This window comes from Streptomyces lydicus, from assembly GCF_004125265.1.
Lineage (GTDB): Bacteria > Actinomycetota > Actinomycetes > Streptomycetales > Streptomycetaceae > Streptomyces > Streptomyces lydicus_C.
On record NZ_RDTE01000003.1, the window covers coordinates 4,711,169 to 4,736,509 of the forward strand.

The following is a 25,341-nucleotide window of genomic DNA, read 5'->3' on the forward strand; positions in this document are numbered from 1 at the left end:
GCAGGCCCCTCACCCTGCCGCGCGCCGCACCGCTCCGCGTGCCGCACCCTGCCGCGCCGCACCGTTGCGCGCGCCTCACCCCTCCTCTCCCCTCATCCTTCACCGCACGCCACACGGTGCCCCGCACCTCGTATCGGAGGACAGCCATGCCCCTGCACCCCGGACACCGCGCCCCTGACGCCTCCACTCCCGAACACCGTGCCCCTGACCCCTCCACTCCCGAACACTCCGCCCTCGTGAAGCTGCCGACCGCCCGTCCCGCGGGCTGCCCCTTCGATCCGCCCGGCGAACTGGCGGCACTGCGCACGGAACGTCCGCTCTCCCGGCTGCGCTTTCCCGACGGGCACGTGGGCTGGCTGGCCACCGGCTACTCCGCGGTCCGTGCGATACACGCCGACCCCCGCTTCAGCTCGCGCTACGAGCTGATGCACTACCCGGTCGAGGGCCGCTACTCCGGCGCACTGCCCCCGGCACCGGTCGGTGACCTCACCGGGCTCGACGCGCCCGAGCACACCCGCTACCGACGACTGCTCATGGGCAGGTTCACCGTCCGGCGGATGCGCCAACTCACCTCCCGCGCCGAGGAGATCACCGCCGAGCACCTGGACACCATGGAGCGCCGAGGGCCGACGGCGGACCTGGTCGAGGCGTTCGCCAAGCCCCTCCCCGCGCTGATGATCTGTGAACTCCTCGGCGTCCCCTACACCGGCCGAGAGGTCTTCCAGCGTCATGTGGCGACGGTGATGACCCAGAGCTCCACGATGGACGAGGTGATGGCCGCCACCGCCGCGCTGCAGGACATCCTGGCCGGCCTGGTGGCGGCCAAGCGCGCCGAACCCACCGACGACCTGCTCAGCGACCTCACGACCACCGACCTGACCGATGAAGAACTCGCCGGCATCGGGAGCTTCCTGCTCGCCGCCGGCCTCGACACCACCGCCAACATGCTCGCGCACGGCACCTTCGCGCTGCTGTCCCACCCGCATCAACTCGCCGCGCTGCGTGCCGATCCGGGCCTTGCCGACCAAGCGGTCGAGGAGCTGTTGCGCTACCTGAGCATCGCCCACACCGGTGCGCGGTCGGCGCTGGAGGACGTCGAGCTGGAGGGCCAACTGATCAAGGCGGGCGAGACGGTCATCCTCTCGATAGAGGCCGCCAACCGCGACCCGGAGCGCTTCCCCGACCCCGACACCCTCGACCTGCACCGCAAGGCCACCGGACACCTGTCCTTCGGCCACGGCATCCACCAGTGCCTGGGCCAGCAGCTGGCCCGTGTCGAGATGCGGGTCGCCTTCCCCGCGCTCGTCACCCGCTTCCCGACGCTGCGGCTGGCCGTCCCGCCGGAGGAGGTCCCCCTGCGACACGGGATGAACATCTACGGGGTGCACCGGCTCCCGGTCACCTGGGAGGAGCGGTAGCGCCGCCGGGCGGCCCGGACGGGGCGCGAGCCACCCAGCGGGGGCGCGAGCCACCCAGCCGGGGCGCGCCTGCCGCCCGCCGCCCGCCGCATGTCGCACACCGCACACGGAGGAACCCGCTCGCACTCCTGTACGTCTTCCCGCGTACGTGTTGGCGTAGACGGTCCCTGGAGGAACCCGGTGGAGCACAGGACGTTGGGGCAGCGGTACGAGCTGGTGGAGCAGCTCGGGCACGGCGGGATGGGAACGGTCTACCGCGCCGTCGACCACCGGTTGCGGCGTACCGTCGCCGTGAAGACCCTCTCCGCCGAGCTGGCGCTGCAGCCCGAATTCCTCACCCGGTTCCAGCGCGAGGCGCACGCCGCCGCCGCGCTCAACCACCCGGGGGTGGCCACCGTTCACGACGTGGGGGAGGACGCGAGCGGCGGTGTCGCCGAGCCCTACCTGGTCATGGAGTACGTGGAGGGCAGAACCCTCAGCCAGGTCCTGAAGGACGGCGCGCTGCCGGTGGCACAGGCGGTCGACCTCACCGGCCAGGTGCTGGACGCCCTGGAGCACAGCCACCGGCACGCCATCGTGCACCGGGACATCAAGCCCGCGAATGTCATGCTCACCGGCTCGGGCAAGGCCAAGGTCGTCGACTTCGGCATCGCCAAGGCGCTCAGCGAGGCGGCCACCCGCCTGACCGGCACGGGCGTGGCGGTCGGCACCCCCGCCTATCTGGCCCCGGAGCAGATCAACGGCGGCGAGACCGATCACCGTACGGACCTCTACGCCGTGGGCTGTCTGCTCTACGAGCTGCTGACGGGCCGTCCCCCGTACACCGGGGATTCCCCGTTCTCCGTGATGCACCAGCATCTGTCCGCGCAGCCGGTCCCGCCCTCCCGGCTCCGCCCCGAACTGCCGCCCGCCGTCGACGCGGTGATCGTCCGCGCACTGCACAAGGGCCGGGAGGACCGCTTCGCGAGCGCGTCCACGATGCACGCCGCACTCACCGAGGCCGCCCGGCCCACCACGCCGCCTCCCCCCGCACACACCGCTGCCCGTACTCCGGTCCGCACCCCCACCGCCTTCGACCCGGCCGCCCCTGGCCACGCTCCCGCTCCCCTGGGTCACGCCGCTCCCGGTCAGGCCGCACCCGGCCACGTCACCGGGCAACCCGCCCCGGCGGCGGCCGCTTCCACCCCATTGGCCTCCGCCCCGCTCTCCGGCGCTTCCGCGGGACTCTCCGCCGCCTCCCCCACCCCCTCCGGCAGCGGACCGGAGGCGTCCCCGCCCCGTCCCACCCGCCGCAGACCGGCCGGCGTGGTCTTCCGGCCGACGGCGGAAGGCGCGGTCGCCCTGCTCGGCTGCTTCCTCTCCCTGGTGATATCCCGGACCGACATGATCGAGGTCGGCCAGTTCAACCGGGTAGCGCTGCTCGCCGCCGTCGCCGGTGCGGTGCTCCTGCTGTGGTCGGCACGGCTCGCCTGCGCGGTGTCCTGGGGCCCGGTGGCGGAAGCCGTGGCCGCCTGGTCCGAACTCTCCCGCGGCACCGTCGGCTGGGAAACCCGCTACGTCATCGTCGCCCTGGTCCTGGCCCTCGTCGCCGCACTGTGCCTGGCGGCAGGCTACAAGGACGAAGGCGCCGGCGGATTCGCGCTCGTGGCCTTCTGGTTCACCGCCCTGGCCGCCGTCTGGTTCTTCCTCGACGACCTCCACAAGATCGGCGTGTTCTACGTCCTGCTCCTGGGCGTCACCCTCGCCATCGGCACCCAAGCCCTCAAGTCCCGCACCCGCCCGCCGTCTTCCGGCCACCTCACCGCCCCATCCACCCCACCCGCCATGGCCGACGCCCAAAGGCCGCCGGAGCACCTCCGCACCGCCCACCGCCGGCCACGAAAGCCGGCCGGCCAGAACGCCCGCGGATAGCGGGAGTTGCGGTGGTGGAAGTCCCGGCCCTCACCCGGACGGCGTGGCACCGTTCCGACCCCGTGGAGTCGCCCTCACCCACTCACTCGGCGCGGAGAAAGCGGCGCAGAATGAGATGGAGCGTGGGCAGTTGGCCGGCCGGATCGAAGGACGGGGCGGTGGCTGCGCTCGTGTAGAGCGAAGAGATCAGGGCCAGGACCCATGACGCGGCGCTGTCCGGGTCGAGTTCGGGATCGATCCGACCGGTCGCGGCGGCCTTGGTGAGCAGTCCCACGACGGTCGCGTGCTCATCGGCGTTGTCGCGGCTGAGCAGCGCCTCGAGTTCGGGGTCCCGGTATGCCTGGACCATGGCTTCCATGACCAGCGGAGGCGTCAGCGGGTTCATGGCCGGGGCGGCGAGGAGGTCCACGATCTCCAGCAGGGCGTCCCACGGGTCAGCGGCGGCCAGCGCCTGCGCAAAGCGTTCGGCCTTGTCGTCCCCGTCGCTCTCGAGGACGGCGAGGAAGATCGCGCGCTTGTTGGGGAAGTAGTGGAACAGGTTGCCCGCGCTCATGCCGGCGGCCCGGCAGATCTCCGCGGTCGTGGTGCGATCGAAGCCCTTGGTGGCGAACAGCTCCGTGGCGGCGCCCAGGATGTGCTGCCGCCGCGCCCGGTGTTTGGCCGGGTCGATCTTTCTCATGGTTCTCCTCCTCCTGCTGGCGGGTCGCCGGGCCGCAGGGTCGCTGGGTCGCTGGACCGGCGAACTGGCGAACTGGCGGGCTGACGCCGGGCGTTGCTCTGTTGGGCAAATAATAGACCGAGCACTCGGTTTATCATTATGCTGCGGTCGGAAGTCGGTGCCGCAATGCACGAAGACCTGCCGGCGCAACCGCTGCCGGCCGACCGACCGGGCAGGGGGGATCGTGAACGTGGAGAAGGAAGAACAGGCAGGGGTCGATGGGGGACGGGCGGGAGCGGACGAGTTACCGACAGAGAACGACGCGACGCAGGTGCGAGCCGGCAGGGAACGGCCGCGAACCGGCAAGGCCGCGGTCCTGGCCGACAAGGCCACCGTCCTGGCGGAACCGGCCTGGGCGGTCGTGCTCGTCTGTGCCGTCTTCGCGGCAGCCGGCGCCGGGATCGGCTGGCTGATCAAGCTGCTCGCGCAGTGGTTCGTGACACTGCCCTGGGCGCCGTGGCAGGGACCGGCCAGGCTCCTGACCTCGATCCCCGAACCGTGGCGGACCGTCGGAGTGCTGGCCGTGGGCGCGGTCCTGGGGCTGGCCGCCGGATACCTCGCTCAGCGCGACCGGCTCTCCGTCGCCATCTCCGGCAGCCGCGTGGTCCTCACCCGTAAAGGCATCTCCCGGGAGTTCACCCACCACGAGATCGACACAGCGCTCCGGGACGGCAAGCAGCTGGTGCTGCTCGGCCGAGACGGCCAGGAGACCGCCCGAGAGGCCTGCGACCTCGACGCGCAGCGGCTCGCCGATGCCTTCGCCGAGCACGGCTACCGCTGGTCCGACGGCGATCCGCACCGGGACGAATTCCGGCTCTGGGTCCCCCGGGCACCGGGCCTGCCGGAGGGAGCCGACGCGCTGCTGACGGCCCGCGCACAGCTACTGGGCAAGCCCGCCGCCGCCGACGAGGCTCGCGAGCTGCGCGAGGAACTGGCCGAGCTCGGCGTCGTCGTGCGCGACGAGAACAAGCGGCAGTACTGGCGCACGACCCGCACGACCCGGACGACCCGGAGTTGAGGGGCGGGGCGGGCCGATTCCTCAGCGCGTGCGGACACCTGGGGGCGGGCGCTGGCGTACGGGCACCTGCGTGCAGATGCCCGCGTGCGGACACATGGGTGCGGGCGCCCACGCGGGATGCCCGCGGCGGAACCCTCGACTGACCGTCAGCTGATCGTCAGTTGACGCAGACGAGTCCCAGCAGGCACACATGCGCCGGGGAGGTCGGCTCGGCGGACGGGGCGGTCGGGTCGCTCGGCGTGGAGGGCGCCGTGAGCGTCGGTGAGGTGTCGTTGCCCGTGCCGGCCGAGTGTCCGGTGGGGGCGGGGGCGGAGGTCGTCCTCGGTGCCGCGGCGCCGGAGTGGTGGACGGGTGCCGTCCCGGCCGCGGTGGGCGTCGAGGCGTGTGGCGCCGTGCTCGGGGAGGCGGGGGAGTGTGCCGGGGCGGCGGAGTGCTGCTGCCGGACCGGCGTGGCCGCGGACGGCGCGGCGGCGGGGGCGCTCTGCTGCCGGTCGGCCGCATGGTGCGGGTGCGTAGCGGGGTGCCGGGAAGCCTCGTTGTCCGGCTGCTCCGACGATGAGGCAGCCGTTTCCGTGCGGGGCGAGCCCACGCTTCCGGGTTCCGGCGCCGAGGACGCCTGCGCATGACCGGCGGACGGCTTGTTCTGCAGCAGTGAGACGGTCAGGCCACCGCCGACGAGGGCGAAGGCCGTGGCGGCCGCGGCCCGGCGCCGGTGCTTCTTCCAGCGCGCCAGCTGCCGACGCCGGGCTGCCCGGCCCTGGCCGGTAGCGGCGGCCGCTCCGGAACTGCCGGATACACCGTCCGCGGCAGCATCCGCCCGCACCTCGTCGTCGTCGAGGGCACTGCTGCCCAGCGTGTAGGCACCGCTGCCCAGCGCGCCGGCACTGCCGCCCAGGGTGCCGCTGCCGGGGACACCGCTGTCGAACGGCGCGGCATCGAACGGCGTGGCAGGGGAGGGCGTCGTAGGGGAGGGCCTGGCTGCGGACGGCTGAGTGCCGTGCTGCCGAGGGTGCTGAGGGGCGCCGAGGCCGGCGGCTTCCTCCGCACGCCAGGCCTCGCACGCCGCGGCAGCGGCCTTCGCGCGCTGCAGGCGATGGCTGGGCGGGGCGATGTCCGGAGCGTAATCTCCGCATCCCGGGCAGACGAGTGCCCCATTGAGGCTTCGGCGGCACGACGAGCAGTAGTCCATCTGCGATCTTTCTGTGCTGACTGCGCCGCCAAGGACGCCGGCGACCTGATCAAGTTCGCACGCGGGATCGAGCGGGCTGTAACGCTAACGGCACCCCCCGAGCGCGAAGCGAAGGCCCTGTGACGCTTCGGTGCAGATTCCTCACCAGCGGACCCTGAGATTCCTCGGCACTCCGGACATGTGGCGACGAATCCCGTGATGGTCCGCTGGACGCGGGCCGCGGCAGGCGCCAGGGGGTGAGTGGGGAGGGAGGAGCCCCCGGAGGCGACGTAGCGCGGGTGGAGTTTTCTCCACCCGGAAGACGGGATGTGGCGCCCGTGCGCGGTACGGGCCCGCTCCGCTTGGCTGGAGGCACGCCGTGGACGCGACCGTGCGACGCGACTGTGCACGGAGTCACAGAGTCGCGGAGTCACGGGCCACGGGACCACGGAGTCACGAGGCCACGGCGTCACGGGGCCATGGCGTCAAGGGATCAAGCGTCAAGGGGGAAATGTGTCCGTCACCGGAGTCGGCGTCGAGCAGGCCGTGACGCTCAGTGCGGTGGCCAGGCTGTACGGCCGTGGCGAGCGCCGGGTGTCCGCCCTGCGTGGTGTGCACTGCGCCTTCGCCCGTGGGTCGTTCACCGCGGTGATGGGGCCCTCGGGCTCGGGCAAGAGCACCCTGCTCCAGTGCGCGGCGGGCCTGGACCGCCCCACCTCGGGGCGGGTGTTCATCGGCCGCACCGACATCAGTGCGCTGACCGAGACGGAGCTGACCAAGCTGCGCCGGGAGCGGATCGGCTTCGTCTTCCAGTCCTTCAACCTCATGCCGTCGCTGAACGCCCGCAAGAATGTGGCGCTGCCGCTGCGGCTGGCCGGGCAGCGCCCGGGGCGCGCACGGGTGGACGCCGCGCTCCGGCAGGTGGGGCTGGGCGACCGGGGCGGCCACCGGCCGGCCGAGCTGTCCGGCGGCCAGCAGCAGCGGGTGGCCATCGCCCGCGCGCTGATCAGCCGGCCCGAGGTGCTGTTCGCCGACGAGCCGACCGGCGCCCTGGACACCCACACCAGCCGTGAGGTGCTGGGCCTGCTGCGGTCGGTGGTGGACCAGGCCGGGCAGACGGTGGTCATGGTCACCCACGACCCGGTCGCCGCCTCCTGGGCGGACCGGGTGCTCTTCCTGTCCGACGGGGCGGTGCACGGCGAACTGACGGGCCCGACGGTGGCCGCGGTGAGCGAGCACCTGGCCCGGCTGGGCGGCTGACCCATGGTGTCCCTCGCTCTGTCGACCCTGCGCGCCCGGTGGGCGCTGTTCGCCGGCACTTTCCTCTCTCGGCTACCTGCTCAAGGACCGGATCGGCGAACTCGGCGAATTCGCCCAGGCCGTCGAACGGGTCGCCGCGGGGGCCATGGTGATCGACCCCCAGGTGGTCCAGCACCTGCTGATGGAGCGCGACCGGCGCCACCGTTCCCAGCTCCTGTCCGCCCGCGAACAGGAGGTGCTCGCCCTGATGGCCCAGGGTTACTCCAACGCCATGGTGCGGGAAGCCCTGCACATCAGCGACGGCGCGGTGGCCAAACACGTCGGCAACATCTTCGCCAAGCTGGGACTGTCCCCCGAGGACGGCAACCGCCGGGTGCTTGCGGTGTTGGCTTATCTGGGTGATGAGTAAGCGGCGCACCCCGTTGGCAGGCCTGCCGGACGGCCTTGGCAAAGCCGCCACCGCCGGATTTGTGGCGCCGCGCGACCAGGCGAGCGCGACGGTGCTGGGACTCACGCCCTCCACCGGTACGTAGACGATGCCGGAGCGCGGGTAGAAGCGGGCGGCGGCCGGGCGCCGTGCACAATCGGAGCGGTCTCCGGTCTCCGGTCTCCGGTCTCCGGTCTCCTGCCTCCGACCGGGCCGGCCGCATCAAGCGTCCGCGCGCACCGCGCCGGAGGTCCTGGAGGCCGGCCGGTGGGCCGGCGCCATGTGCCCTGCGGACCACCGTGAAGCCGGACGGAACAGATCGAGCACCAGAACCGGAAGGGAAAGGGGAAGGGAAAGGGGAAGGGAAAGGGGAAGGCGAACAGGACCGGCAACCGGAATGGGAACCGGAACCGGACCGGAACCATGGGGCACCCACCCCGCACGGTTCACCCACACCTCAACCTCCGACTCATCCGCCACAACGGCCACGAACACGCGCGCTAATGTGCGTCCGTGAGTCTCTACGTCGTTATTGGATTCGGGCCCGCAGGTGCGGCCACCGCTCGTCTGCTGGCCGAAGAGGGGCACGCGGTACGGGTCGTCACCAAGTCGGGCCGAAGCCCTGAGCCGGGTATCGAGCACATCGCCTTGGACGTGACGGACGGGACGGACGGCGAGCGACTGAGCGAGTCCGCACAGGGCGCGGCCGCGATCATCAACTGCGCCGGGCCGCCCTACCCGCGCTGGACGAGTGACTGGCCACCATTGGCCGCGTCGGTCTGCGCGGCGGCCGAGGCGACCGGCGCCGTACTGGTCATGCTGGGCAACCTCTACGGCTACGGCCCGGTGGACTGCCCCCTGACCGAGGAGCTGCCGCTCGCCGCGACCGGTGCCAAGGGGCGGGTGCGCGCCGCCGTGTGGGAACAGGCGCAGAAGCTGCACGAGCAGGGGCGTATCAAGGCGGTCGAGGTGCGGGCCTCGGACTTCTTCGGGCCCGGAGTGACCGACGGGGGGCACCTGGCCGCGCGAGTCATGCCACGACTGCTGGCCGGCAAACCGGTCTCCACGCTCGGGAATCCGGACGCCCCGCACAGCTGGAGCTATCTGCCCGATGTGGCCAGGGCCCTGGTCGAGGTTGCCGGCGAGGAACGGGCCTGGGGACGGGCCTGGCACGTCCCGACACAGCCCGCGCTCTCCGTCCGGGAGATGGTCGACCGCCTTGCCGACCAGTCGGGGACGGGACCGGCCGCCGTGCGCAGACTGCCGTCCGCCGTGCTGGGCGTGGTCTCGCTCGTCTCCCCGCTGCTTCGTGAACTGAAGGAGATCCGCTATCAGTTCGACCACCCGTTCGTGGTCGATTCCAGCGCCTACGAAGCCGTATTCGCGGTACGGGCCACGCCCCTCGACGAGCAGATCGAGGCGACGGTGGACTGGTGGCGTGAGCGGCGGGCCGCCACCGGGTGATCTCCGTGTTCAGGGCAGCGCTCACCTACGAGCGCGAGGCGAGGCCGGCCGCCCTCGCTTGCCGGTGACGCCGGGCGGGACCGGTGGGGATCGGCGTGGATCGGCGTGGACCGGCGTGGACCGTACACAGGGTTTCAGGCATGAGTGGAGCGTCACGCTCGCGGGGCGGCCCGTGCCGCAAGAGCACGAAGGAAGGCGGCCGGCGGAATGCAAAGCGGAATGCGCAACGGGAAGCAGAGCAAGGATTCCGGGGAAGAAACACGCCCTCGCACGACGAGGCCCGCGATCTCTCCTGGAGACCACGCCGAAGCGGGGGACAACGCTGAAGCGGGAGCGGGCACTGAGCTGGGAGCGGGCACTGAGCTGGGAGCGGGCGCTGAACTCGGAGAGGGCACCGAACTGAGAGAGGGCGCCGAGGCGGGTGCTGCTGCCCAGGGCCGGGTGAGTGCGGTTCCCCGCCGGGCCGGGGTCTGCTTCGCGGTGCTGGTGCTGGCGGCCATCGTGCCCGTACTCCCGCTCTGGCTCTTCACCTCACTGCCGGACTTTCGGCAGCAGGCGATCCTGGTCGCCCTGGGCTGCGCTCTCTGCTGCCCGGTGGCCATTGCTCTCTATCAGCGGGCGGCTGGCGGACGGCGACCATTCCACACAGTTGCCGTCGCCGAGTTCTCGGGAGCCGCCGGAGTGGACGATGCGTCCGCGTCCGCTTCCGCGTCGGGGCCGCCGGCGATGCCCCGTGAGATCCCCTCGCGACGGGGCATGCAGTGGCGCGCGCTCGGGGCGTTTGCCGGCGGCTTCACGGTGCTGGTGACCCTGGCCGCCCTGGCGGGAGGCACGCCCCAGCGGACGGAGCTGATGCAGCGGATTCATGACGCCGGAGCGGAATTCGCGAATGCCCGGGTCGAGAAGGTCAGTGACGTCCAGTTCCACGATCCCAGTAAGACCCACGACTACTACACCGCGACAGCAGTCGTGAGTCTGGGCCGAGGGGCAACGGGCAGGCCGGTGACGGCAACCGTGCACACCGACACCCCCGACCGTCCGGGCCCCGGCAGCCGGGTCTCCGTGCTCTATGCCCCTGCGCAACCCGACCTGGGTGCCATCGCGGGAGACGAGCGCAGCCTCGGTGCCGTACTGCACGGCAACACGATGTCGACCATGGGCATCTGGGCCTCCATAAGCGCCTGGATCATCGGTATGGGCCTCTCCGTGGCTGCCGTACGGGAACTTCACGGCTTCCGTTCCTTCTCCCGGCTGGGCCGCAACGACAAGGCCGTACGGGCGCAATTCCTGGGGCCCGACTTCTGGCGGGAAGGGTCCGCAAAGGAGCAGTGCCTGAGGATGCTCACTCCGTCCTCCCGGGTCGCACACTTCCTCATCAACGTCGCGGATCGCGATCTCCCCGACTCCCTGAACGGTCAGCATCTCTGGCTCTGCTGGGACGCCCGCCGCGGATCCGGCGGCAAACGATTCTCTTCGAAAAGCACCCCCGCAGCGTTGGTTTCCGATGACGGCTGGGTGATGCACGGCATGCTCAAGTCCCGGGACGCGAAGCTGCTCGCCGACGAGGGTGTCCCCGTGGACAAGGCTCAGGTGGCAACTGCGGCCGACGTGGCAACAGTTGACGTGGAAAACGCGGCCGACGTGGCAACAGTTGGCGTGGAAACGTCCGGCCCGGAAAAGACCGCAAAGACCGCAAAGACCGTAAAAACCGTTCCGGAAAAGGCCGCGGCCGAGGCGCAGTCGGCGACGAGGACCCTCCGCCTCTGGGACCCACGCTCCGCCTGGCCGCTCTTCATACGCCCCTCGGCACTGGCCTCCGCCGCGTTGCTCATCGCCTGCGGAGCACTGCTCACGTGCGACATCCCCGTCTTCTGGCGCTGGACGACCGCGACCGCCGGCGTGGTCGTCGGCCTCGCCCTCGCCCTCCTCTCCACGATCCACCAACCCCTGCTGCCGCCCGAAGAGAACGCACGCTGAGCCGGTGGCCGGAGGTCAGCTGCCGGCTCTGAGGGCGTCCAGGTGCCGTCGCAGCACCTGCCGGAGCAGCTTCGGCGGATAGCGGTCCGGCAGCAGGGTGGCCTGGAGGTTGAGTCCGTCGAGGAGTGCGGCCAGCCGCGTGCTTTCCAGTTCGACGTCCAGGTCGCCCGGCAGCCTGCCGGCGCACTGGGCTTCCTTCAGCACGCGCGACATCAGGGTGTGCAGGTTGGCCTGCATTTCGGCTGCGCAGGGACGCAGTTCGGGGCGGGTGGATGCGGCGGTGGTGAAGGCGAGCCAGAGTGCGGACTCCTGGCGGCGAGGCTCGTCGAGGGGAAGAAGCTCGGCCAGGAGATCTTCTGTTGCGGCCCGGCGGTCGGTCCGGCGGTCGGCCCGGCGGTCGGTGCGGCCGCCGGGAGCCAGGAGCCGGTCGGCGTGGGCGCGGATACGGTCGCCGATGCGCCGGCTCAGCTCCCTCATCGTGAAGGTCATCAACTCGTCGTGGTCGGCGAAGTAATGGCGGACCGAGCCGATGGCGAGTCCGGCTTCCTCGGCGACGTTGCGCAGCGACGCATGCTCCAGCCCGTGCCGGGCGGCGACGGACAGGACGGCCTGCGCCACTGCCCTGCGGCGGGCCACGGGATCGACGATCTTTGGCACGGTGGTCTTTCCATCGGGGTGAGCTTCCTCGGCGAGTCCCTCATGGTCGGCCGCCGCGGCATGGCCACGGGGATCCCCTTCGCCCCGGCACGTACGCGCTGACCGAGGCCGGCCCGGACAGGACACCGGCCTGGTCGGCCTGGTCAGCTTGGTCACACGCCGCCGTCCTCGGCGCAATCGGCCCAACTCAGTCGTCGCCCGAGGCCCGTTCGAACCGCACCTCCGGATTGGCCCCCGAGGGGCCGTCGAGCAGGGGCTCCCGGACGCCGCGCAGGTGCTGGTCGACGAAGGCGCCGACGTAGCTTCGGGTGAGCTGCGCGGCGCGCGGTCCCGGCAGTGGTGCGGAGGGGTCGTGCACGCCGAGTTGGGCGGCGAGGACGGACAGGTCGAGGAAGCTGAGGTGGTTGGTGCCGGAGACGGTCAGCCAGCGCTTCCAGCCGTTCAGCCGGGCCCATCCCTCGTCCCAGGTCTGCTCCGGGCCGCCGGGCCGGTGACCTGCATGGCCCAGCAGCATGAAGGGCCTGCCCTGGAGCCCGGATGCCGGGACAGGAACATTGAAGACGCCGTCCATGTTCACACCCGCTCGTATCCGGCCGTCGGAGGCCATGGTGTGCGCCGTGCTGTCGCCGCCGATGGAGTGCCCGGCCATGCCGATGCGCTTTGGGTCGATCATGCGCCCGTACTTCCACGCCGGGTGGCGGCCGGTCAGCTGGTCGATCACGAACGACAGGTCCCGGGCCCGGTTCGTGGTGACAATGCCTTCCTGGCCCTGCTTGACGGTTTCGCAGGCGACGCAGGTGAGCGTACGGCCGCCGGGAAAGGCGGTGCCGGCAGCCTCGTAGGCGTGGTCGACCGTCGCGACGACGTATCCCCGGCCGGCCAGATCCTCGGCGAGGAGGGTGAGGGTGGTGCGCGGCAGCCCGAATCCGGGGGAGAGCACCACCAGCGGATACCTGCCGGCCGCGGGCCGCGCACCGGTACGCGCAAAGGTGCGGGTGGCACTGACCACCTGGGCCGGCACCTTGCCCTCCAAGTGCTGGCTCGCCAGCAGCAACCGGGTCTCTTCCGTGGTCATGTAGGCGGAGGGGGGCCCACTCCCGCGGTGCGCCGGGTAGTAGAGGGAGAGCATCAGCTCCCGCGCCCCCGACCGGGGAACCCAGGGATCACGACGGCTCTTGTCGACGAGGTGCACGATGCCGCGCCCCACCGCATGAGGCCCGGTGGGGCGGGGAGTTCGAGGTGGATGGCCGGTGCGTCCGTGGCGGAGATCGGCGCGGGCGCCTGCGCGGCGAACGCCGTACCGGACGCGGTGACCGGCAGGGACAGGAGAAGGGACAGGGACAGGGCGAGGAGGGCGGCTGTCGCGGTACGGCGAAGTGTGATCACGAGGGAACGCTATGACGGGGCCCTGACCGACGAGCCGAAAGCGGCAGAAACCGGCCAGGTCTCATGAGAGACCGCATACGGGGACGGCGGTGGTTATGGACCGTCGGGACGGGCCAGTCCCGACTGATAGGCGATGACCACGAGTTGGGCCCGGTCCCGGGCGCCCAGTTTGGTCATTGCGCGGTTCGCGTGGGTCTTGGCGGTGAGCGGAGTGACGAAGAGGCGTTCGGCGATCTCGTCGTTGGACAGGCCCGCGGCGACCAGGGTGACCACCTCGCGCTCGCGCGGGGTGAGTGCGGCCAACTGCGGTGACGCGGCCCGGCCGGGGGGTGGTGCGGGCTGGGCCAGGAAACGGGCGATCAGGGCCTTGGTCGCGGTGGGCGAGAGCAGGGAGTCTCCGGCTGCCACCACGCGGATCGCGTCCAGGAGTTCGTCCGGGTTGATGCCCTTGCCGAGAAAGCCGCTCGCGCCGGCGCGCAGCGCCTCGGCAACGTATTCGTCGTTCTCGAAGGTGGTCAGCACCAGGATCTTCACCCCGGCGAGGTCCTCGTCCTCGCTGATCAGCCTGGTCGCGGCGAGGCCGTCGAGGTCGGGCATCCGGATGTCCATCAGCACCAGGTCCGCGCGGTGGCTGCGGGCCAGTCCGACGGCTTCGCGGCCCGTTGCGGCCTCCGCGACGACCTCCATGTCGGGGGCGGAATCGATGAGCATCCGGAAGGTGCCGCGCAGGAGTGCCTGATCGTCGGCGAGCAGCACACGGATGGTCATGGTCAGCCCTTTCGGCCCGCGCGCAGCGGCAGTTCGGCGTCGATACAAAAGCCCCCGCCGGGGCGCGGTCCGGCGGTGAGGGTACCTCCGGCGGACCTGGCCCGCTCCCGCATACCGATCATGCCGTGGCCGATGCCGGCCCCATGGGGACCGTCGCCGTCCGGGCCGTCCGGGCCGTCCGGGGCGTCCGGGCCGTCCGGGGCGTCAGGGCGGTCGCCACCACCGCTTCCGGCGGTACCACGGCCGTCGTCCTCGACGGCTATCCGCAGGACGTCGGTGCGGAATTCCAGGCGGACCCACGCCGTTGCCGGGCCGGCGTGCTTGTGCGTGTTGGTCAGGGCTTCCTGGATGATCCGGTAGGCCGTCAGGTCGGTGATCGGCGACAGCTCACCCGGTTGCCCGGTGCGCTCCAGCGTGACGTCGAGGCCGGAGTGGCGAAAGGAGTCCAGCAGACTGCCGAGACCGGCGAGTCCGGGTGCCGGCTCGCGGGGCTCGACCGGTTCTTCGCCGTACCGGAGCAGCCCTACGGTGGCACGCAGTTCGTCCAGCGCCCCCCGGCTGGTGTCCCGGATCCGTTCGAGCGCCTGGTAGGCGTGCTCGGGGTCGGTGCGCATGAGGTGGTGGGCGACGCCCGCCTGGGCGTTGACCAGGGTGATGTGGTGGGCCACGACATCATGGAGCTCCCTGGCGATCCGGAGGCGTTCCGCGGTGACCCGGCGCCGGGCCTCGTCCTCCTTGGTGCGCTCGGCCCGCTCGGCCCGCTCCACGGCGGCGGCGAGCACTTCGCGACGGCTGCGGACGGCGTCGCCGACGGCCACCGCCAGGAACGTCCAGGCGATCAGAGCCAGGGACGACGGGAGCTTTTCCGCCAGGACTAGGGACTGCGGGAACCTGTCGGCGCCCGGGCGCCAGAGCAGCGACCCCGTGATGAGCGTGGCGGCGGCGAGTGTGCCGGCGCACCAAGCCCGGCGCCGGCCGCTGCGGATCGCCACCGTGTAGAGAGCGACGGCCGTGGCCGCCGGCGTCGGCCTGGGGAGCTGGAGCACGGCGAACTGGACCAGATGCATGGCCACGGTCACGGCGACCACGGCCAGCGGCCAGCGGCGCCGGGCGAGCAGCGGCACACAGGAGATCGCGAGTGCGGCGAGCGCCCAGGAGAGCTGAGCGTGGTCGACGTAGGCGAAGGCGACGGTCAGCGGGGAGGCCAGGAGGAAGCAGCCCAGCGCGACGGCCAGGTCGACCACGGGGGGCCGCGCCGCCCGCCGCCACTCGCCGAGCCGGTCGGTCATCTGCACTCTCCCACGGTAGGCAGACCCGGCCGGATCGGCGATCACGGCGGTCCGCCGGCCGCGGTGAGACCCGCGGCCGACGCGCCCACGAGGACGATGTGGTCCCTGGTGGGCACTACTCCACCACCTCGATCGCCAGCGCGGGACAGCGGGCGGCGGCGTCCTTGACCTGGGGCAGCAGCTCGTGGGGCGGGACGGCGTCGAGCAGGACGACGATGCCGTCCTCGTCCCGCTGGTCGAAGACGTCAGCGGCAGCCAGTACACAGGCGCCCGCGCCGACGCATTTGCCCTCGTCGATGAGGATCTTCATGGGGTTCTCCGCGTGGTGTGTGGTCCGGCCATGTGCATGGTCCGTGGGGTCGGCGATGTGCATGGTGCGTGGAGTCGACGATGCGCGTGGTACGTGGTTCGGCGATGTGCTGGGGGGTGTGCCTGTCTCACCAGGTCACGGGCAGTTCGTGGACGCCGTAGACGAGCATGTCGTCGCGCATGGGCACCTCTTCCACCGGAAGTGCCAGCCGCAGCGTCGGGAACCGGTCCAGGAGCGCGGACAGGGCTGCCTTCATCTCCGCGCGGGCCAGCTGCTGGCCGAGGCACTGGTGGATGCCGTGGCCGAACGCCAGGTGCGGGCTGTGCGGACGTTCCACGTCCAGCCGCTCCGGGTGGTCGGCGAGGTGTGCCGCGTCCCGGTTCCCGGATGCCAGGGAGGCGACCACCGTGCTGCCCTCCTTGATCTGCCGGCCGTGCAGTTCCACGTCCTCCAGCGCCGTACGGCGTACCCCGAACTGGACGATCGTCAGGTAGCGCAGCAACTCCTCGACGGCGCCGTCCATGAGGGAGGGGTCGGCGCGCAGCGCGGCCAGTTGCCCGGGGTTCTGCAGCAGGCACATGGTGCTGAGCGCGATCATGTTCGCGGTCGTCTCGTGCCCGGCTATCAGCAGCAGCACCCCCACGCCGGTCAGCTCTTCGTCGGTCAGCTCTCCGGACCGGACCAGCTCGCCGAGGATGTCGTCGGTGGGGTTTTCCCGTTTGGCGAGCACCAGTTGGTGGAGGTACCCGCGCATCGCCTGCTGGGCCTGCCGGAATTCCTCGGGGCCGGAATTCAGGCGGACGATCGTGGCCGAGTTCCGCTGGAACTCCTCACGGTCGGCGTAGGGCACCCCGAGCAGTTCGCAGATCACCAGTGAGGGAACCGGCAGAGCGAAGGCCTGGACGAGGTCGACCGGGCCCTCGGCCGCAGCCATCGCGTCCAGCTGCTCGGCGACGATCTTCTCCACCACCGGCGTCAGCTGTCGCATCCGGCGCACGGTGAACTGCCCGGTGAGCAGCCGCCGGAACCGGGTGTGCTCCGGCGCGTCCATCATGATGAACAGCCCCGGCGGCGGTGCCGGTGCGTCGTCCCCCTCGGGGCCGCCGGGCCGCAGGACGCCGCGCTTCGCGCTGAACCGCGGGTCGGAAAGGACCGTCCGCACGTCGTCATACCTGGTGACCAGCCAGCCGGCGGCACCGTCCGGGAAGGTCATCGGCGCGACCGGCTCCTGCTCACGCAGCGTCCGGTACTCCTCCGGCGGATCGAAGGGGCAGCTCCGCACCGTGGGCTGGGTCCCGGTGGGCCGGGCCTTGGCGGTCTGGCTCGTGGTGGTCCGGCTCGTGGTGGTCCGGCTCTTGGCGGGCTGGGCTTTCGTCACGGAAGGGTCCTTTCCAGAGGGAGGGGTGCCGCGGTGCTCATGCGGTAGTTGGTGGCGCAGGAGTGGCCGGCGAGGGCGCGGCGGTAGACGCGCCGGCCCAGCAGCAGGGCGAGGGCGAGGACGGGGGGCCCGAAGGCGTCGGCCGTGCCGAGGGCGACCACCTGGCCGGACAGGTACAGCGACAGCTGGATCGCCAGCATCACCGCACTGGAGGCGAGGATCACCAGGTTGCTCTTGGCGAACGCCCGGCGCCGTACGGGGCACCGGTGCCAGCCGGGCCCCTCCTTCGTGAGCAGCGCCACCACCACGCCCGTCAGCGGCCGGCCGATCAGCAACCCCACGGCGTTCGCCACGACGATCACGCTGTGCATCACCAGGTTCGGCAGGAAGAAGTTGGCGGCTTCTCCGGTCTTCGCGGCCAGCGCCCCCTGGACGCACACGAGACCGAGGACCGCGAGCGCCCGCCACACCGATTCCCCGCGCACCACCCGGCAGACGCAGACCCCGGCGGCCGCCGCCAGGGCGAGCATCAGCGCAACGCTGAGCCGGTGAGTGAGGGCGTAGCTCACGGTGAATCCGAAGATGGGCGCGATATCGATCACTGCCGCGCGCAGCCGGCTGCGAAGGACGGCGCGGGCGGCCTCCTCACCGCCGGCCACACGGTGTGCTGTTGGGTCCACGGCTGCTCCAGGCTCCTCGACGGACGGTGGGCGTCTCGTCGCTTGCGACCCTGTTCACGATGCCGCCCCGCCCCGCGTACGTCGTCGTGCGTCCGCAGACACTTGGCCTGCCGCACCCGCAGTACGACGGCGCGGCGCCTACCACGAGCGCAGGCACCCGCCGTGAGCGCAGGCACCTGCCGTGTGTCCACCCATCCCCGGCACAGGTGCTGGACGGGGACGGGGGCGGGTGGACCGACAACGAATCAGGCCCAGGTCACTGACCTGGGCCTTCGTAAGGGAGTGTGCGTATGGGAGTGTGCGTAAGGGAGTGAGGGAGGGGAACCGAACCCGCGCCGGGAGCCGGGGAATCAACGGGGCCGGGGCGCCTGTCCCCGTGCCCTCAGCCGCGTCCGCGCCCGGTGAACTTCTGCCCGACACCGAGCCCGCGGAGGTTGGCGAGGACCTGGGGGTCCTGGGCGTCGAGCCAGTCGCAGAGCTGGCGGAAGGAGACCAGCCGGACGTCCTTGTGCTTGCCGCCGGCGATGTGCTTGACGGCTTCCTCGACGGCGTCCATGTAGATGCCGCCGTTCCACTGCTCGAAGTGGTTGCCGACGAACAACGGGGCCCGGTTCGTCTCGTACGCCCGCTGGAAGCCGGCTATGTAGGCCTCGGTGGCCTGCTTGCGCCAGCGCGGGTAGTTGGCCGGCGGGCCCTTGGTGGAGTTCTGTGACTGGTTGAACATCAGGTTGAAGTCCATCGAGAGGCACTCGCGGTGCCCGGGGAACGGTATCGACTGGAGCGGGAAGTCCCAGACGCCCTGCTTCTTGGTGGGCCAGACCTGGAGGCCGCCCGGGGAGCTGGCGTCGTAGCGCCAGCCGCGCTTGCGGGCCGTGGGCAGCAGGTTGGCCTGGCCGAGCAGGCAGGGCGTACGGGAGCCGACGAGTTCCTTGCTGTAGTCGAACGGCAGCGGTTCGACATCGGTGAAGCCGGTGTTCGTCCGCCACTTGGTGACGAAGTCCATGGCCTGCTCGATCTCGGAGTCCCACTGGGCGGGGGTCCAGTTGGCGACGGAGCCCCTGCCTCCGCAGAAGTGTCCGTTGAAGTGGGTGCCTATTTCGTGGCCGTCCAGCCACGCCGCGCGCACGTTCTTCAGCGTCGCCTTGATGTGCTCATCGGTGAGGTAACCGATGTCGGAGGCGCCGACGGGGTTGTTCGGCGGACGGTACAGGCGCTTCTTCGATTCGGGCAGCAGATACAGCCCGGAGAGGAAGAAGGTCATCGAGGCGTTGTGTTCCTTGGCGAGCTTGCGGAAACGCGGGAAGAGGCCGTTGCCCACTTCCCCCGCCCCGTCCCAGGAGAAGACCACGAATTGCGGCGGCTTCTGGCCCGGCGCCAGCTTCTCCGGTGCGGGCGGCTGGTTCGGCTGCTTTCCGGTGTACTCCGTGGAGCCGTCGCCTATCGGCTTGCCCTTGGCCTTCTGGCCGGGATTGGATCCCACCTTGTCGGAAGCCGACGACCCGGAAGGTGAGCAGCCGGCAACGGAGAGTGCGGCCGCCGCTCCGACCCCGAGTCCAAATATGCCCCGGCGGCTGATGTGACGCATAACGGTACCCATCGCATTCGTTGGAAGTTCTGATACGGGGGACGCCCGGAGAAGTGAGGCGCCCGGGAAGACGGGGAGGCAGCTGCCGAGGTTCCGCTTCGACCCGAGAAATGAGGATCCGCAACGGAGGAGGTTCTCCAGGGTGAGGATCCTCGCGGAAGAGGATTTCGAGGGGTGAGAGTTCTTGAGGAGTGAGGACTCTCAACTGAGGGAATTCTCGGCGGCGGGCGGATGGCGGAGCGCGGCTTGCTCTCCAATGCCGTGGGAGGCGCCCGGAAGCGGGAGCCTCGCACTCCGCAGCCAACTACGCGCGGGATAACTCCGAATAGGAGCAGGCAACCGGAACCGGAACCGCAATCGCTTGCCCCCCGGCACGGCCGCCGCTGCCCGGCGTCGTCTCCTGCATGGTGTTCCCCCCGTTCGATGGGCAGGGCGCAGAGCCGGAGGCCTCAGCGGCCCTCAACCAACACCCTTGGACACCCCTGACTCTCACGGAGATCGCTAGCGCACCGTTAACGCCTCACTAACAACCGTTTTGGTGGGGAGCTGGGTTGGGGGGCGCGGATGAACAGCGCCGGGAACGGCACACCGTGAGGATCATGGCCGACTATCGGTGACGTGGATGGTCTGGGGTGTACTGGCGGCGGCGTCCCGGCGTGGAGCGGGGCAGGGAGAGGTCACAGGACTCACCGTGCCGCCGGCCTCGGCCAGGGCTTCGACGACGGCAAGGACCGACGGGCGGACCGACGCGTCCGTACGCCATGTCGCGTACACCCGGCGGGTCAGCGCCGGCTCGACGTCCACGATCCGGACGCCGGCGGGAAGCGGCCCCAGCCCCAGTGTGGGCACTACGGCCAGACCGACTCCCGCCGCGACCAGGGCCAGCTGGGTGGGGTGCTCGGAGACGGTGTGCACGATGCGGGGTTCCGCACCGTGGCTCCGCATGGTGAGCACCAGCCACTCGTGGCATGTCGAGCGCCGTGCCCGGCTGATCCACGGTTCGTCGACGAGGTCACCGATGCCCACCGTGGCGCGCTCGGCCAGGGGGTGTCCTTCGGGCAGGGCCACCTTGGCGGCGTCCGTCACCACGAGCCGCTTTGCCACCCCTGCGGGCCAGGACAGTGGCGAGTGGGCCCAGTCCTGGACCACCCCGACGTCCAGATCGCCCCGTTCCACCTGCACCAGCGGCGACGCGAAATCCATCTCGCTGACCCGTAGTTCGAGGTCGGGCGCACGCTCACCCAGCAGTCGCAGCGCGTGGGGGACCAGACCCCGGGCAGCCGTGGGGAAGGCACCCAGCGTGAGCGTGCCCACCACGTCTCCCCGGTGTGCCTGCAACTCGGCCTCGGTACGGTCCACCAGCTCCAGGATGCGTTCGGCACGGTCCGCCAACAAGCGGGCCACCGGGGTCAGTTCCACGCCGCGCCCGTTGCGTACCACGATGCGGTGCCCGCATTCGTGCTCCAGCTTGTGGATCTGCTGGGAGACGGCGGACGCCGATACGTACAGGACGTCCGCCGCCGCGCTGACGGAGCCGTACTGCGCCAGGGCCCGCAGGGTGCGGAGGCGGTCGAGGTTGAGCACGGTGAAGGACTCCTACATCGGCGGATCACATTTTATTGCTTGTCGTTGACCGGCGGTGATCGCAGGGTTTTCGCCATGGACTCGTCTCCCCCCAGGGCCGACGAGGAGGCCTCCTCCTTGTCCTGCCCCGCCCCCCGTTCCTCTCCCGACGCCGATCCCCACGCCTCTCCTGACGCCGATCCCCAGGCCACTCCTGACGCCGATCCCCAGGCCACTCCCGATGCCGCCCACCAGGCCACTCCCGATGCCGATCCCGAAGTCGACATCCGCCGAGGCGGTGCCGGCGCTCCGCAACGCCCCTGCACCACCCGTCCGCGTCTCGACTGGCGGGTGCGCTTCGGCCTCCTTGCGCTGGTCTGGGGCCTGAGCTTCCTCTTCGTCAAGATCAGCGGGGAGGTGTACGCGCCGCTCCAGGTGTCCTGGGGACGCGTCGCCTTCGGCGCGGCCGCCCTGCTCGCCGTCCTCGCGGCCCGACGGCAGCCGCTTCCCCGGGCCGGGTCCCTGTGGGCCCATCTCGCGGTGGCCGGGCTCTTCCTGAACGCCGTCCCGTTTACGCTCTTCGCCTACTCCGAGGAGCGGATCAGCTCCGCGCTCGCCGGCATCTGCAACGCCACCACCCCTCTGTTCACGCTGCTGGTCGCGGTCAGCGCGCTGCCGGGGGAGCGACCCCACCGCAACCAGCTGGCCGGTATGGCCCTCGGCTTCGCGGGAGTGCTGGTGGTCTTCGGCATCTGGAACGGTGCCGACGGGGGCGACCCGGCGGGTGTGGGCATGGCCCTGGGGGCAGCCGCGAGCATGGGCGCGGGATGGGTGTATGTCCGCCGCTTTCTCACCGGTCACGGCCATTCCGCGCTCTCCTTGGCGGCGGCCCAACTGACCGCGGGCGCCGCAGAGCTCGCCTTGGTCACACCTTTCCTCACCACCGCGCCCACGACCTTCCCGGCCGCACCGACGCTCTCCCTCCTGATCCTGGGTGCGCTGGGCACGGGAGCGGCGTTCCTGATGCAGTACGGCCTGGTACGGGACGCCGGCGTCACCCTGGCGTCGATGGTGACCTATCTGGTCCCCGTCATCTCCACGCTGGCGGGCGTCGCCGTCCTGCACGAGCCGCTGAACTGGCACCAGCCGGTGGGCGCCGTCGTCATCCTGGCCGGTGCGGCCCTTTCGCAGCGCACGGGGCGTACGGCAGTCCCGCGCGGGCCGGACAGCCGACTCGGCACCCGCAGCAACGGCACCCGCCGCAACGGCAGCCCCGAAGAAAGGTGCACACGATGAAGATCGCGGTGGACGACCTCTCCGGACCGGAGATCGCCCGGTTCCTCCAGGAGCACGTCCAGCAGATGCGGTCCCTCACGCCGCTGGAGAGCAAGCACGCCCTCGACCTCGACAGCCTCCGCAAGCCCGGCATCACGTTCTGGTCGGTCTCGGACGGCGACGACCTGGTGGGCTGCGGCGCGCTCAAAAGGCTGGACGCGGGGCACGCCGAGCTGAAGTCGATGCGTACCCGGCCGGCGCGGCAGCGGAGCGGGGTCGCCTCCCTGCTGCTGGAGCACATCATCGCCGAGGCCCGGCGGATGCGCTTCACCCGGCTGAGTCTGGAGACCGGCGCGGCCGGGTTCTTCCTGCCCGCCCGGCGGCTGTACGAGAAATTCGGGTTCCGGGAGTGCGCACCGTTCGCGGACTACCGGCCCGATCGGAACAGTACGTTCATGACGAGGGCGCTGTAAGCACGTCGTGCTGCAGGCCCCCGACGTACAGGGCGGCAATCGCCTCTCTGATGCCGACTCCCATGTAGGAGAACCCGGTGTGGTGGATGCAGAACATGCGCTCCGCCGGGTCGATGACGGCGAGGCCCCCTTCGATCTTGTCCCAGCCGACGGGGAAGACGGGCCGCTGCAGTTCCTCGGAGAGTTCGGTGATCTCTTCGGCCTCACCGGCGCAGTATCTGGCGCAGGTGTTGAAGTGTTCCGTGCGGCCCGGGGAGTAAGGGAAGGTCACGTCCAGGAACCCGTAGGAGCGCAGGAAGGACTCGGCGGCGGGAAAGAGCGAAACGGCACAGCCGTGAGCAGCCAGGTCGGAGATCACGAACTGCGTCAATGCGGCGACCCGGTCCGCCTCGTCGCGCCCCGGGTACCATCCCGCTTCGGCGAGAAAATGGTCAACCTGGTTGAGTACTGCGTCACTTGGCACGGGGGTCACCTCTCAGAAGTCCCGGAGCGTAGGCCGCTCGCTCGAAGCGTATGCCGCTCGGATGTCGCCGAGCGGGTCCGCAAGGAGTTCGCCCATGTACTAGACACCCCGGACGGCCGGATCGGGAGGCTGACCGCCTGCGCGGAAATCCTCCAGGCGGCTCCGCGAGTGCCGTTCTACGCGGCACTGGCCGACGGTGTGCGGCAGCACCTCAGCCGGTTGCAGGAAGCAGGATCCCGAACGTAACCGGAATGGTCGTCGGACGTCGATTCCGCGCCGTCGAAGCACCCCAACGAACCCTGCGGAACCACTCATTCCGCCGTGTCGCCGGATGTTCCGGTGCAGGTCAGCGCATTAAGGGGCCCCACCTGTGTGGTCGTGCCCGCCTGTCAGACTTTGGGGGCACGTTGAACCACTTCCGGAACGGACACGTGGTCACCAGTGTCACCTGTACCTGCATGCCGTACGTCCCGGGGAGATTCATGACGCGCAGATGGTCGCTCATCACCACGATTGCCGTACTGACCGTCGCGCTGGGCTTTGTCGTCACCCAACTGGTGCGCGGCCAGGGGGCCGAAGGGGCCGAGGGCGCCGGGAAGGAGCAGGCCGGGGGGAAGTCGGCCGGGACGGGCCCGAGTTCCGGGGGCGGGTCGCTGCGTGGCATCGGGTGGTGGCCGCTGCACCGGTCCGGTACCGCGAAGGCGGGTGAGCACGATGCCGTCGTCAATGCCGGCGGGCAGTGGACCGACGGTCCCGAGGGCGGTGCCCTGCGGCTGGACGGCAAGAGCGGATACGCGGACACCGGCTCCCGGCTCGACACGGCCGGCAAGGACTACTCGGTCGCCGCGCGGGTGCGGCTGACCCCCGAGGACCTGAACGGCTTCCACACCGTGCTGTCCCAGGACGGCGACCAGGCCAGCACGTTCTACCTCCAGTACTCCGGACAGGACCAGAACTTCGCCTTCAGTTTCACCGGCGCCCGTACCGTCGCGGAGAAGGCCGAGCAGCCGCGGGCCGGCCGCTGGTACCACCTCACCGGCACGTACCGCCAGAAGGACCACCGGATGCGGATCTATGTGGACGGCCGGCTGGCGGGGAGCAGGGCGGCCGTCGGCAGGGTGAAGCCCACCGGCGACGTGGTGGTCGGACGCGCCAAGTTCGGCGGCAAGGCGGCCGATCACTGGAAGGGCGATGTCTCCGATGTGCACCTCTACGACCGGGAGCTGACGCCCGGTGAGGTGAGCTCGCTTTCCTCCCACGAACCGGACTGACGGCGGTACCGGGGCGGGTTCACCGCCGCCGCGGGCCGGCGGGCACGCCGCACGGAGCGAGCGAGTGCTCGCGGCGGCGCCCGTCGGCCTGCCCGCGGTCGGCGGCATCCGTCTTCCCCCCCACAGACGAACCGGAGAGGAAAAGGCCCTTGTCGGCCAGTGCTTCGACCGAAGACTGCATATCCCGTCCCCAGGCCGCGGAACACAGCCGCCAGGCCGGGGAATGTAGCCCCCACACCGCGGAACACGGCCCCCACGCCGCGGAACGCAGCCCCCACGCCGCGGAACGCAGCCCGCAGACCGCGGAAATCCGCCCCCACACCCCAGAGCTCCACCCCCACGCCGCGGAGCTCCGTCCGGACGACTTCCTCAGAGCGCTCTACCAGTTCCACGGCAGCGCGCTGCTGCAGTTCGCCGCGCGGCGGCTGGGGGGCGACTGGCACCGTGCCGAGGACGTCCTCCAGGAAGTCGCGATCCGCGCCTGGCGCCACGCCGGGGACCTCGACCCGACCGCGGATTCGGTGCGGCCGTGGCTGTTCACCGTGCTGCGCAACCTCGTCATCGACGGCCACCGGGCCCGCCAGGCGAGACCACCGGAGGCCGGCGACCCGGAACTCGCCCACCTCCCGGTGTCCGACGAGGTGGACCACATCCTCACCTCCCAGGTGCTGATCGAGGCGCTGCGGGACCTGCGGCCGCCGCAGCGCGAGGTCCTGCTGCACGTGCACTACCTGGGGCGCAGCGTCAACCAGACGGCCCGGGTCCTCGGTGTGCCGCCGGGCACGGTCAAGTCCCGTACGTTCTACGCCGCCCGGGCCCTGCGGGAGGCGCTGCGCAGCCGCGGGCTGCAGGCGGGCGGCCGGGACCGGGCCGCCGGATGAG

24 protein-coding genes are annotated in these 25,341 nt (G+C 71.0%); 11 read left to right on the forward strand and 13 right to left on the reverse strand.

Annotation, left to right across the window (positions count from 1 at the left end; all coding sequences use genetic code 11):
- Nucleotides 1–146: 146 nt before the first annotated feature.
- Both D9V36_RS23095 and D9V36_RS23100 read left to right on the forward strand, forming a co-directional pair.
- Nucleotides 147–1,418: a cytochrome P450 gene (locus D9V36_RS23095; RefSeq protein WP_129295460.1), complete on the forward strand. Its 1,272-nt coding sequence runs from the start codon at nucleotides 147–149 to the stop codon at nucleotides 1,416–1,418.
- 180 nt (nucleotides 1,419–1,598) lie between these two features.
- Nucleotides 1,599–3,329 (forward strand): protein kinase domain-containing protein, encoded by a 1,731-nt coding sequence (locus D9V36_RS23100; RefSeq protein WP_164993012.1) that lies wholly within the window; start codon nucleotides 1,599–1,601, stop codon nucleotides 3,327–3,329.
- 82 nt (nucleotides 3,330–3,411) lie between these two features.
- On the opposite strand, the gene D9V36_RS23105 is transcribed toward D9V36_RS23100, so the two are convergent.
- Nucleotides 3,412–4,008 (reverse strand): TetR/AcrR family transcriptional regulator, encoded by a 597-nt coding sequence (locus D9V36_RS23105; protein ID WP_129295462.1) that lies wholly within the window; start codon nucleotides 4,006–4,008, stop codon nucleotides 3,412–3,414.
- A gap of 223 nt (nucleotides 4,009–4,231) precedes the next feature.
- On the opposite strand from D9V36_RS23105, the gene D9V36_RS23110 reads away from it, so the two are divergent.
- Nucleotides 4,232–5,065, forward strand: coding sequence for a YqeB family protein (locus tag D9V36_RS23110; RefSeq protein ID WP_347239726.1), 834 nt, complete (start codon nucleotides 4,232–4,234; stop codon nucleotides 5,063–5,065).
- Nucleotides 5,066–5,222: 157 nt separating this feature from the next.
- Here D9V36_RS23110 and D9V36_RS41060 read toward each other — a convergent pair whose 3' ends face one another.
- Entirely contained in the window at nucleotides 5,223–6,254 is a 1,032-nt protein-coding gene (locus tag D9V36_RS41060; RefSeq protein WP_164993013.1) for an SCO2400 family protein, read from the reverse strand.
- 492 nt (nucleotides 6,255–6,746) lie between these two features.
- Here D9V36_RS41060 and D9V36_RS23125 point away from each other — a divergent pair, with 492 nt between their 5' ends.
- The 4 genes from D9V36_RS23125 (at nucleotide 6,747) to D9V36_RS23145 (ending at nucleotide 11,361) form a co-directional block, all read left to right on the forward strand.
- Nucleotides 6,747–7,493 (forward strand): ABC transporter ATP-binding protein, encoded by a 747-nt coding sequence (locus D9V36_RS23125; RefSeq protein WP_241720993.1) that lies wholly within the window; start codon nucleotides 6,747–6,749, stop codon nucleotides 7,491–7,493.
- Nucleotides 7,494–7,638: 145 nt separating this feature from the next.
- On the forward strand, nucleotides 7,639–7,902 hold the full coding sequence (locus D9V36_RS23130) for a response regulator transcription factor (protein WP_129295466.1): 264 nt from the start codon (nucleotides 7,639–7,641) through the stop codon (nucleotides 7,900–7,902).
- A 531-nt stretch (nucleotides 7,903–8,433) separates the two neighbouring features.
- Nucleotides 8,434–9,384 (forward strand): NAD-dependent epimerase/dehydratase family protein, encoded by a 951-nt coding sequence (locus tag D9V36_RS23140; RefSeq protein ID WP_129295468.1) that lies wholly within the window; start codon nucleotides 8,434–8,436, stop codon nucleotides 9,382–9,384.
- Between the two features lie 441 nt (nucleotides 9,385–9,825).
- Nucleotides 9,826–11,361: a hypothetical protein gene (locus D9V36_RS23145; protein WP_129295469.1), complete on the forward strand. Its 1,536-nt coding sequence runs from the start codon at nucleotides 9,826–9,828 to the stop codon at nucleotides 11,359–11,361.
- Nucleotides 11,362–11,376: 15 nt separating this feature from the next.
- Here D9V36_RS23145 and D9V36_RS23150 read toward each other — a convergent pair whose 3' ends face one another.
- From D9V36_RS23150 to D9V36_RS23195, 10 genes are all read right to left on the reverse strand, one after another.
- Complete coding sequence (locus D9V36_RS23150) at nucleotides 11,377–12,018, reverse strand: TetR/AcrR family transcriptional regulator (protein ID WP_164993014.1); 642 nt, start codon at nucleotides 12,016–12,018, stop codon at nucleotides 11,377–11,379.
- Between the two features lie 187 nt (nucleotides 12,019–12,205).
- The gene (locus D9V36_RS23160; protein ID WP_347239727.1) at nucleotides 12,206–13,225 is read right to left on the reverse strand and encodes an alpha/beta hydrolase family protein; all 1,020 of its coding nucleotides are present in this window, start codon (nucleotides 13,223–13,225) and stop codon (nucleotides 12,206–12,208) included.
- The gene (locus D9V36_RS42880; protein WP_347239897.1) at nucleotides 13,147–13,404 is read right to left on the reverse strand and encodes a hypothetical protein; all 258 of its coding nucleotides are present in this window, start codon (nucleotides 13,402–13,404) and stop codon (nucleotides 13,147–13,149) included. The genes D9V36_RS23160 and D9V36_RS42880 overlap by 79 nt, the downstream gene beginning before the upstream one ends.
- 93 nt (nucleotides 13,405–13,497) lie before the next feature.
- Nucleotides 13,498–14,172, reverse strand: a complete 675-nt coding sequence (locus D9V36_RS23165) for a response regulator (protein ID WP_129295472.1) — start codon at nucleotides 14,170–14,172, stop codon at nucleotides 13,498–13,500.
- Between the two features lie 2 nt (nucleotides 14,173–14,174).
- Complete coding sequence (locus D9V36_RS23170) at nucleotides 14,175–15,461, reverse strand: sensor histidine kinase (RefSeq protein ID WP_129298620.1); 1,287 nt, start codon at nucleotides 15,459–15,461, stop codon at nucleotides 14,175–14,177.
- Between the two features lie 115 nt (nucleotides 15,462–15,576).
- The gene (locus D9V36_RS23175) at nucleotides 15,577–15,771 is read right to left on the reverse strand and encodes a ferredoxin (RefSeq protein ID WP_129295473.1); all 195 of its coding nucleotides are present in this window, start codon (nucleotides 15,769–15,771) and stop codon (nucleotides 15,577–15,579) included.
- 127 nt (nucleotides 15,772–15,898) lie between these two features.
- Entirely contained in the window at nucleotides 15,899–17,149 is a 1,251-nt protein-coding gene (locus tag D9V36_RS23180; protein WP_206739720.1) for a cytochrome P450, read from the reverse strand.
- Nucleotides 17,146–17,829: a DUF3159 domain-containing protein gene (locus D9V36_RS23185; RefSeq protein ID WP_241720994.1), complete on the reverse strand. Its 684-nt coding sequence runs from the start codon at nucleotides 17,827–17,829 to the stop codon at nucleotides 17,146–17,148. The genes D9V36_RS23180 and D9V36_RS23185 overlap by 4 nt, the downstream gene beginning before the upstream one ends.
- A gap of 382 nt (nucleotides 17,830–18,211) precedes the next feature.
- Entirely contained in the window at nucleotides 18,212–19,414 is a 1,203-nt protein-coding gene (locus D9V36_RS23190; RefSeq protein WP_129295474.1) for a hypothetical protein, read from the reverse strand.
- Nucleotides 19,415–20,011: 597 nt separating this feature from the next.
- On the reverse strand, nucleotides 20,012–20,998 hold the full coding sequence (locus tag D9V36_RS23195) for a LysR family transcriptional regulator (protein ID WP_129295475.1): 987 nt from the start codon (nucleotides 20,996–20,998) through the stop codon (nucleotides 20,012–20,014).
- 75 nt (nucleotides 20,999–21,073) lie between these two features.
- Here D9V36_RS23195 and D9V36_RS23200 point away from each other — a divergent pair, with 75 nt between their 5' ends.
- On the forward strand, nucleotides 21,074–22,273 hold the full coding sequence (locus D9V36_RS23200; protein WP_129295476.1) for a DMT family transporter: 1,200 nt from the start codon (nucleotides 21,074–21,076) through the stop codon (nucleotides 22,271–22,273).
- Nucleotides 22,270–22,725, forward strand: coding sequence for a GNAT family N-acetyltransferase (locus tag D9V36_RS23205; RefSeq protein WP_129295477.1), 456 nt, complete (start codon nucleotides 22,270–22,272; stop codon nucleotides 22,723–22,725). The genes D9V36_RS23200 and D9V36_RS23205 overlap by 4 nt, the downstream gene beginning before the upstream one ends.
- Here D9V36_RS23205 and D9V36_RS23210 read toward each other — a convergent pair.
- Nucleotides 22,706–23,188, reverse strand: coding sequence for an SUKH-3 domain-containing protein (locus D9V36_RS23210; protein WP_164993015.1), 483 nt, complete (start codon nucleotides 23,186–23,188; stop codon nucleotides 22,706–22,708). The two genes, D9V36_RS23205 and D9V36_RS23210, sit on opposite strands and share 20 nt — an antisense overlap.
- Nucleotides 23,189–23,670: 482 nt before the next feature.
- On the opposite strand from D9V36_RS23210, the gene D9V36_RS23220 reads away from it, so the two are divergent.
- Together D9V36_RS23220 and D9V36_RS23225 are read left to right on the forward strand one after the other, a co-directional pair.
- Nucleotides 23,671–24,459, forward strand: a complete 789-nt coding sequence (locus tag D9V36_RS23220; RefSeq protein WP_129295479.1) for a LamG domain-containing protein — start codon at nucleotides 23,671–23,673, stop codon at nucleotides 24,457–24,459.
- 308 nt (nucleotides 24,460–24,767) lie between these two features.
- Nucleotides 24,768–25,340, forward strand: a complete 573-nt coding sequence (locus tag D9V36_RS23225; protein ID WP_129298623.1) for a sigma-70 family RNA polymerase sigma factor — start codon at nucleotides 24,768–24,770, stop codon at nucleotides 25,338–25,340.
- The last annotated feature ends 1 nt before the right edge of the window (nucleotide 25,341 follow it).